The organism is Mesorhizobium sp. CC13 (assembly GCF_039907765.1).
Lineage (GTDB): Bacteria > Pseudomonadota > Alphaproteobacteria > Rhizobiales > Rhizobiaceae > Aminobacter.
Genome location: NZ_JARDJI010000042.1, coordinates 1 through 9,150 on the forward strand (window position 1 = coordinate 1; position 9,150 = coordinate 9,150).

Genomic DNA, 9,150 nt, shown 5'->3' on the forward strand with positions numbered 1-9,150 from the left:
GCGACGCCTTCCTCCGCCGCGCAACCGAGGTCAAGAACGTCTGGGTGCCGTATGGGGACTGAGGGAATAGGGCAGTAGGGGAAAACATACTGCCTTGCTCCATCAGGAAAATCTTCAGCACGAGAACGTTCATCCATGAAAGTCTACCTGGCCGGTCCCGAAGTCTTCTTGCCCAATGCGCGCGAGGTGCTCGATCGCAAGATCGATCTGACCCGGCGCTATGGGTTCACACCTGTCTCGCCCGGCGATCTGGAAGTGCCGGCGATCGATACCAAGCGGGGCAAAGGGCTCGCCATCAGTTCGATCAACGAGCGGCTGATGATGAGCGCCGACATGATCATCGCCAATCTCACGCCTTTCCGTGGCGTGGCCGCCGATGTCGGCACGGCCTTCGAGCTGGGCTTCATGTGCGCCCGCGATTGCCCGGCCTATGCCTTCTCGAACGTCGTCGGCGACCATTTCACGCGGGTCGCTGCCCTTCATGACGGCGACATCCGTCCTGACGCTCACGGCAGACCGCGGGGACCCGATGGGCTGGCGGTGGAGGACTTCGACATGGTCGATAACCTCATGCTTGACGGCGGCATCGCGGTTCGTGGCGGAACGGTCGTTACTCGCAAGGTCGATCCGGGTAAGCTGTACACGGACCATCAGGCGTTCGAGGAATGCCTGCGGCTGGCGGCCGATAGATTCCTGAAGTGAATTCCGCGTTGTAACCGGGAGCTGGTCTGATGGATCGTGCTGATATCGTCGTGCTTGGAACCTTTGTCGCGGACCTGGCTTTCAAGGCGGAGCGGCTGCCTGTCGTCGGTGAGACGTTGCTTGGCAGGGGTTTCGCCATGGGGCCGGGCGGCAAGGGTTCCAATCAGGTTATCGCCGCCGCGCGCGCCGGGGCGAGCGCCGCCATGATCACACGGATCGGACGGGACGCCTTTGGAACAATGGCCCTGCAGGCCTGGTCACGTGATGGCGTCAACACTTCTCACGTGCTGACCGACGATGCCGCCCCGACCGGTGCCGCGTTCATCTTCGTCTCCTCCGAGACGGGCGACAACGCCATCATTGTCGAGAGCGGTGCCGCAGCCAATCTGAGCCCTGCCGATGTCCGCGCCGCGCAGCAGTTGATCGGAGGCGCCAAGGTTTTCGTAACGCAGTTCGAGCAGCCGATAGATGCCGCCATCGAAGGGCTTCGTCTCGCCCGAAGCCAAGGCGTCACCACGGTCCTCAATCCGGCGCCGGCGCTTCCCGTGGACAACGCGATCTATGCCCATTGCGACTTCGTGACACCCAACGAGACCGAAGCCGCGACATTGAGCGGGATCGACACCGGCACGGATGAGGGTGCCCTGCGAGCAGCAGCCAAGCTGGTCGAGCGCGGGGCTCGCAACGCACTCATCACCCTGGGAGCCAAGGGCGCGCTGCTGCACGGTGAGGCGGGCACGCATCTTGTCCCCGCCTTCCGCGTCGACAATGTCGTCGACACCACCGGGGCCGGAGATGCCTTCAACGGTGGCTTCGCCGTTGCGATTGCGGAGGGCCGCGCTCCGGTCGACGCCGTCCGCTTCGGGGCAGCCGTCGCGGCACTTTCGGTGCAAAAGCCCGGCACCGCCCCGTCTATGCCCACCCGCGCTGAGATCGACTCTTTTCTCCGCGACAATGGATAGAACGTCATCGTGGGAGTTGCCGGCGGTTCGGAGGTGTCTGCTCCAGCAAGCTGTGAGGCAAGCAGGGTCGGAGCGGCCGCGCATGCTGCCCCTCTCGCCGCCGGCGTTTGCCGCTAGAGAAGCCAGAGCGTTTCTGCGATTCGAGGAAAAGCGGAGAGCCCTAAGCGTTGTCGCGCCGGTGAGTGCGGGGCCGGTTCGGCGCGCTGCCCGCCGTCGCCTTGCGCAGCGTCGCTGGCCCCGGGCCGCGCATGTAGTGCTTCTCGGGATGGTACCGCTCGTGCGCGAACGCACTGAACCATTCGACCACAGTCCTTCTTAGGACGAACAGGCTGTGAACTGAGAGCATCCTGCCAACGCCGATCACTTGAGAGTGAAGCGACGCTAGCAGTCCGGCGAACGATTGGCGCATAGCACCTGCGACCAACGGCATTCCAGGAAGGAATAGGCCCGATTCTGATCTGTTGGCCGAGCAGGACCCCGTTGGGTGGCTTTACAGCGGCACGGTGCCTAGGTCGCTTTACAGCGAAGGGAAGTGGCCATCCTCCACGCTGACATGGCGCTCGAACCGGTCGAGTAGGGTGTGCATCTGCTTGCGGGCGGCTTCGAAGTCGAGCGAGGCCGCGCGTGCGGCGCGGTCGGCGTCGTAGGCTTCTTGTGACGGGAAGCTGCATTCCCAGCGGACGTCGGGGCCGGTTCCTTCCAGCCTCACCAGGATGCGCCCGGGCTCGAGGCCGAGCTTGAGCCGGATTTCCGTCGCCCTGCGGCGCTGCGCGAGAACCTCGGCCGCTTGGCCTTCCTTGGCGAAGTAGTTGGTCGCTTCGACAATCATCTTTCCCTCCCGTTTGCCGCCGGCGCTCCCGGCGACCTCACGTCTTTCCAAATTTCGCTCGGTGGGTCGCTTGACATCCAAAAATATGATCATAAAGTGTGATCACACTAGATGATCGCATCGTACAGCGGTGCCTCGGCGGTGACAAGGAAAAGGTAACACCCGTGCCCACCATCAAGTCCATCGAAACGCTCATTGTCCAACTGCCGACGCGGCGCGAGCACAAATGGGCCGGCCTGACCGAGGTCATCGGCCGCTATGTCATGGTCAAGATGACCGACAGCGACGGCCGGGTCGGCTGGGGCGAGGCGCCGGCGCTCAAGGACTGGGGTGGCGAGTTCGGCCGCTACTTCGGCGAGTCCGCCATAATCACCCGCAGCGTCATCGAAACCTACCTGGCGCCCGCCGTGATCGGTCTCGAACTCGGCAATTTCGCCGAACTGCATGCCCGCATGGATGCCATCATCCGCGGCTATCCCTATTCCAAGGCGGCGGTCGAGTTCGCGGCATACGACCTCGCCGGCCGTTGGCTGAACGTGCCCGTCCACACGCTGCTCGGCGGCAAGGCGCGCGACAAGGTCGCCATCACCCATTCGATCGGCCTGATCTCGATCGAGGAGGCCAAGGTCGAGGCGGCCAAGCTCGCAGCCGAAGGCATCAGGACGATCAAGGTCAAGATCGGCGTCGACCCGGCCCGCGACGTCAAGATGGTCGCCGCAGTCCGCGAGGCAGCCGGCGAGGCAATGGAAATCTGCGTCGATGCCAACGAGGGCTACAAGACGCCCGGCGAGGCGGTGCAGACCGTGCGCCAGATGGAAAAGTACCGGCTCAAATATGTCGAGCAGCCGGTGATGGGCATCGAGCGCATCGCCGAGGTCGGCCGCCGCATCGACGCGCCCGTCATGGCCGACGAGTCGGCGTGGAATGCGCATGATGCCGTCCAGATCATCCAGAATGGCGGCATCCAGATCGTCTCGATCTACACCACCAAGGCCGGCGGCCTCTACAAGGCGATGGAGGTCGGCGCGGTCTGCCGCGCCGCCGGCATCATCTGCAACGTCAATGGCTCGATCGAGACTGGCATCGGCAATCTTGCCAACGTCCAGGTCGCGGCCGCTTCGCCGGCGGCAACGCTGTCCTGCGTCATCCCGATCTCGACGCCGGCCGAGGCGCAGCACGGCCAGGTCGGCGGCATCTACTACAAGGACGACCTGCTGGTCGAGCCGATGCAGGTGGTCGACGGTGCGGTCGTCGTGCCGTCAGGGCCCGGCATGGGCATCGATGTCGACCTCGCCAAGGTCGAGAAATACCGCGTGCGCGACTGAGCGCCGGCCAGGAAATCCAAGAGAGAGGAACAATCATGCGGGCAGAAATCGTAGCCAAGCAGGTGAGGGCGATGGCCGAGCACGGGCTCGACGCCATCATCAGCTCGTCGCCTGAAAACTTCGCCTACACGGCTGGCTTCGTCGTGCCGTCGCAGCCACTGATCCGCCACCGCCATGCGATGACCATCGTCACCGCCGACGGCCGCACCGCGATCTTCGGCGTCGACATGGAGGCATCGACCATCAAGCGCCGGCTGCCCGACATGCCGGCCCGCATCTGGGCGGAATTCTCCGACGATCCGATGCTTGTGCTGGCCGACCAGCTTGCCGGCCTCGGTCTGGGCAAGGCGCGTATCGGTCTCGAAATGGATTACCTGCCGGCCGGCGACTTTGCCCGCCTGATCGCGGCGATGCCCGGCGCGCGCTTCGAGCATGCCGAGCCGATCCTGGCGCGGCTGCGCCAGATCAAGACGGCCGAGGAGATCGCGCTGCTCAGCAAGCTGTCGCGCATCGCCGACCAGGCGATCACCGATACGCTGGCAGTCGTCGACGCGGGCGATTCGGAGATGGACATTGCCGGACACCTGACCCGCAACGTCTATTCGCTCGGCGCCGAGCACTTCAAGCTTCTGATCGTCGCCACCGGCGAGCGCTCGGTGCTGCCCAATGTCGGTCCGTCCGACCGCATCCTGAAGCGCGGCGACGTCTGCCGCGTCGAGATCTTCTCGGTCATCAACGGCTACCAGGCCGGTGTCTGCCGCACGGCCATCGTCGGCGAGGCGCCGCCCATGGCCGACAAGATCTGGGCTCACCTGGTCGAGTGCAAATATGAGATCATGGAGAAGGTGAAGCCGGGCGCCAGCTGCCGCGAGATCTACGATGCCTTCATCGCCAAGCTCGCCAAGCTCAACCTGCCGCCGATCTCGTTTGTCGGCCACGGCATCGGACTGCACCTGCACGAGGATCCCTATCTCGGCCTGACGCCGGTGCTGGGCAAGCCGGGCAGCGACGCGCCGCTGGAAGAGAACATGGTGCTCGGCTTCGAGCCGCTCTGCTACGACACCGGCTATGGCTACGGCATGCAGAACAAGGACATGCTGCTGGTGACGTCGAAGGGCTCGGAACTCCTGTCCGACTATGCCGACACCGATAAGCTGATCCTGTGCGGCACCGCCAAGCAGGGCGGCAAGGTCAAGGCCGTGGCCTAAGAGGTCGCGACTTGCGAAACGACGGTCCGGGTGGTTGTTGGCCCCGGCCGTCAGGGCAATTCCAGGAAAAGTGTGACGCGGTTTTCCGTCTGGAATTGCCTGCAGGCTAAAGCGAGCATTTTCGCGGTCTGAAAGAACGCTGAAATGCTCGCCACAGCGCTCGCCGTCACGGACCGGCGACGCGATCTGGAGGGTCCGTGGGTAAGGAATTGGGTGGAGCCGCATGCGCACGCTGATCGAAAATCTGAACTTCGCTTTTACCGTCGACAAGAACGACACGGTGCTGCGTAACGCCAGCGTGGTGGTCGAAAACGGCCGCATCGCCGATATCGGCCAGGCCGACGAGGTGGCGGCGCGCCACAAGGGCAAGAGCTTCGACCAGGTGATCGACGGCAAGATGCTGGGCATCTGCCCGGGCTTCGTCGACAGCCATGTGCATCTGTCCGAGACGCTGTCGCGCGCGGTCTTCCCCGATAATCTCAACACCCGCGCCTGGGTGTTCCACTGGGCCAAGCCCTTCTACGCCCACATCACCGAGGAAGACGAATATTGGGGTGCGCTGCTCGGCATCACCGAGATGCTTCGCTGCGGCACCACCTGCTTCCTCGATATGGGCTCGCAATACGATCCCGGCATCGTCATCCGCGCCATGGACAAGACCGGCATCCGCGGCGTCACCGGCCGCCATGCCGCCGACAACCGCCCGGCCGAGCTGCCGCGCGGCTGGACCGAGGAGATGGCCGAGCATCACTTCTTCCCCGACGCGCAGTCGGCGCTGAAGGTGCTCGAGGAAAACGTGCTGCGCTACAACAACACGCTCGACGGCCGCGCCCGCTGCTGGGTCAACATCGAGGGCAAGGAACCCTGCAGCCTCGAACTGCATGTCGGCGCGGTCGCGCTCGCCGAGAAGCTCGGCGTCGGCACGACCTATCACCTGGCGACCTCGATCGAGGAAGCCAAGGTCTGCGAGAGCAAGTACGGCTGCTGGCCGATCACCCGCGTCGACAAGGCCGGCGGTATCCGCAAGAACCTGGTCATCGCCCACGGTGCCGCCGTGTCGGACGAGGAAGTCAAGCTGCTGGCCGAGCGCGGCGCCAGCGTCGCCTTCTGCCCATGCTCGTCGTTCAAGCTCGGCAAGGGCGCGACATCGATCGGCAAGTACCCCGAGATGGTCAAGGCCGGCGTCAAGGTCGGCCTCGGCACCGACGGCGTGTCGGCCGCAGGCAACATGAACCTGATGCGGCAGATGCTGGTCGTCGCCGGCATGTTCAAGGACGCCCGCATGCAGCCCGACGTATTCACGGCGCGCCAGGCGCTGCGCGCCGCCACCATCGAAGGTGCTCGCGCCCTGATGTGGGACGACGAGATCGGCTCGCTGGAGATCGGCAAGAAGGCCGACTTCATCCTGTTCGACCTCGACCATGTCGAGTGGACACCGTTCTACGATCCGCTGCAGGCGCTGGTGTTCTCGGCTTCGACAGCGTCGATCACCCAGACCTGGGTCGACGGCAAGGCGGTTTATGCCGACGGCAAGGTGCAGGGCGTCGACGAGCCCTCCATCCGCCGCAAGGCCCGCGAACTGGCGGCTGCCGCCGTGGTGCGCGCCGGCCTGCACGAGCATGGCGTCGAGACGACCACGACGCTGTACGACGAAGGAAACTGACATCAGGCGCTTCCGCGACTGCCGTTGCGGAAGCGCATTCCAGCCTGTAGAAGCAATGCGTTCAAGAGGCTGCATGGGAGAGATCGGCCGCTGCGAGACGACACCGGCCGACGCCGACGGAGCAACCCCCCAGGAAACTCTCAGGCAACAGTGACCATGCAGCTGAACGATCTGGAGAGAGGCGCCTCGAGCGTCCACCGAAGGGGAAAGCCGCGCCATCGCGGTTAAGCTCTCAGGTACAGCGACAGATTGGGGAAAAACGGCGGGTTTCGGCCCGCTCCCAACCTTGTTCGCGGAGAGAGAAATGCCCCATATTGCCGTTATCGGCGCCGGTATCACCGGCGTAACCACCGCCTATGCGCTGCTTGAGCGCGGCTATTCCGTGACCGTCATCGACCGCCAGCGTTACGCCGCGATGGAGACGTCATTCGCCAATGGCGGCCAGCTGTCGGCCAGCAATGCCGAGGTGTGGAACCACTGGTCGACCCTGCTCAAGGGCATCAAGTGGATGCTGCGCAGCGATGCGCCGCTTCTGATGAACCCCAGGCCGACCTGGCACAAATATGCCTGGCTGGCCGAGTTCGTTTCCAACATCGCAAATTATCGCGACAATACCGTTGAGACGACGCGGCTGGCGATTGCGGCGCGCAAGCACCTGTTTGCCATCGCCGAGCGCGAGAACATCGACTTCGACCATGTTCGTCGCGGCATCCTGCATTTCTACTGGGACAAGCCGAGCTTCCAGCATGCGTTGAAGGTCAATGCGATGCTGGTCGAGGGCGGCCTCGACCGCCGGCCGGTGACGGCAGAAGAAGTGAAGTCGATCGAGCCGACGCTGCATGGCGATTTCCATGGTGGGTTCTACACCCCGTCGGATTCGACCGGCGACATCCACAAGTTCACCTTCGGGCTGGCGAAAGCCTGCGAGCGGCGCGGCGCGCGCTTCGTCTTCGACGCCAATGTCGACCGCATCGCCCGCGATGGCGTGTTTTGCATCGGCTATACGACCGATGGCGCCGACGGCCAGCCGGATTACAGGATCGTCGAGGCCGACGGCATCGTCGTCTGCGCCGGTGCCGCCAGCCGCCGCTTTGCCGCCATGCTGGGCGACCGGGTCAATGTCTATCCGGTCAAGGGCTACTCGATCACGGTGCATCTCGACGACGAGCTCAGCCAGAACGCCGCACCCTGGGTCAGCCTGCTCGACGACCGCGCCAAGATCGTCACCAGCCGCCTGGGCGCGGGGCGTTTCCGCGTTGCCGGCACCGCCGAGTTCAACGGCATGAACCGCGACATCCGCGACGATCGCGTCAGGCCGCTGGTCGACTGGACGCGCATGCTGTTCCCCGATGTCGACACCAACCGCGTCGTGCCCTGGGCCGGTCTCCGGCCGATGATGCCCAACATGATGCCGAGGGTCGGCAAGGGCCGCCAGCAAGGCGTGTTCTACAACACCGGCCACGGCCATCTCGGCTGGACCCTGTCGGCCGCAACCGCCCAGATGGTCGCCGAAACGATCTCGGGCGAGTTCCGCACCGACACCGCGATCGCGGCCTGACCGGGAGCTATGACGATGAACATGATGAACCGTATCGACGGCAGGATTTCGCTGTTTGGCCTTTCGATATCGCGCGAGCTGCACGACTTCGTCGTGTCTGAGGCCATGCCCGGGACCGGAGTGGATGCGGAGAAATTCTGGTCCGGCTTTGCCGATATCGTGCACGACTTGGCGCCGAAGAACCGGGCGCTCCTGGAAAAGCGCGACGACTTCCAGCTGAAGCTCGACGCCTGGTATCGCAAGCACGGCGCGCCGCACGACATGGCCGCCTACAAGGCGTTCTTGTCCGACATCGGCTATCTCGTGCCGGAAGGCCCTGCCTTTGCGGTGACGACCGACAACGTCGATCCCGAGATCGCCACCGTCGCCGGCCCGCAGCTGGTGGTGCCGGTCATGAACGCGCGTTACGCGCTGAACGCCGCCAACGCGCGCTGGGGTTCGCTCTACGATGCCCTCTACGGCACCGATGCCATCTCCGACGCCGACGGTGCCGAGAAAGGCAAGGGCTACAACCCCAAGCGCGGCGCAAAGGTCATCGCCTGGGCCAAGGCGTTCCTGGACGAGTCTTCGCCTCTGGAAAAGGGCGGCTGGAGCGATGTGACCGGGCTTTCGGTCGAGGGCGGGGCGCTGAAGCTTGCCACCGCTTCCGGCTCGGTGTCGCTGCGCGATGCAAAACAGTTCGCGGGCTATCGTGGCGAGGCCAAGAACCCCGACGCGGTGCTGCTGGTCAAGAACGGCCTGCATGTCGAGGTGGTGGTGAACCGCGACAGCGCCATCGGCAAGACCGATCCTGCCGGCATCGCCGACATGATCGTGGAATCGGCTTTGACCACCATCCAGGACTGCGAGGATTCGGTCGCCGCGGTCGACGCCGAGGACAAGGTTCTGGTCTACCGCAACTGG

Annotated in this window: 7 protein-coding genes, 1 pseudogene and 1 riboswitch; of the genes and pseudogenes, 7 read left to right on the forward strand and 1 reads right to left on the reverse strand. The window is 64.5% G+C overall.

Annotation, left to right across the window (positions count from 1 at the left end; all coding sequences use genetic code 11):
• Window positions 1–135 precede the first annotated feature (135 nt).
• Window positions 136–702: a nucleoside 2-deoxyribosyltransferase gene (locus PV773_RS24955; protein WP_347968961.1), complete on the forward strand. Its 567-nt coding sequence runs from the start codon at window positions 136–138 to the stop codon at window positions 700–702.
• A 26-nt stretch (window positions 703–728) separates the two neighbouring features.
• Window positions 729–1,664 carry a ribokinase gene (gene rbsK / locus PV773_RS24960; RefSeq protein WP_347968967.1) on the forward strand — a complete coding sequence of 312 codons (936 nt, stop codon included), beginning with the start codon at window positions 729–731 and terminating at the stop codon, window positions 1,662–1,664.
• A gap of 517 nt (window positions 1,665–2,181) precedes the next feature.
• On the opposite strand, the gene PV773_RS24965 is transcribed toward rbsK, so the two are convergent.
• Window positions 2,182–2,493, reverse strand: a complete 312-nt coding sequence (locus tag PV773_RS24965; protein ID WP_347968962.1) for a hypothetical protein — start codon at window positions 2,491–2,493, stop codon at window positions 2,182–2,184.
• 164 nt (window positions 2,494–2,657) lie between these two features.
• Here PV773_RS24965 and PV773_RS24970 point away from each other — a divergent pair, with 164 nt between their 5' ends.
• From PV773_RS24970 to PV773_RS24990, 5 genes and pseudogenes are all read left to right on the forward strand, one after another.
• Window positions 2,658–3,818 carry an enolase C-terminal domain-like protein gene (locus PV773_RS24970; protein WP_347968963.1) on the forward strand — a complete coding sequence of 387 codons (1,161 nt, stop codon included), beginning with the start codon at window positions 2,658–2,660 and terminating at the stop codon, window positions 3,816–3,818.
• 35 nt (window positions 3,819–3,853) lie between these two features.
• Complete coding sequence (locus tag PV773_RS24975) at window positions 3,854–5,026, forward strand: Xaa-Pro peptidase family protein (protein ID WP_347968964.1); 1,173 nt, start codon at window positions 3,854–3,856, stop codon at window positions 5,024–5,026.
• A 223-nt stretch (window positions 5,027–5,249) separates the two neighbouring features.
• Window positions 5,250–6,689 (forward strand): amidohydrolase family protein, encoded by a 1,440-nt coding sequence (locus PV773_RS24980; protein ID WP_347968965.1) that lies wholly within the window; start codon window positions 5,250–5,252, stop codon window positions 6,687–6,689.
• A gap of 64 nt (window positions 6,690–6,753) precedes the next feature.
• Window positions 6,754–6,856, forward strand: a riboswitch (glycine riboswitch).
• Between the two features lie 137 nt (window positions 6,857–6,993).
• Window positions 6,994–8,247, forward strand: a complete 1,254-nt coding sequence (locus tag PV773_RS24985; protein WP_347968966.1) for a D-amino acid dehydrogenase — start codon at window positions 6,994–6,996, stop codon at window positions 8,245–8,247.
• A gap of 9 nt (window positions 8,248–8,256) precedes the next feature.
• Window positions 8,257–9,150 (forward strand): annotated as a pseudogene (locus PV773_RS24990) (malate synthase G); the annotation flags it as partial.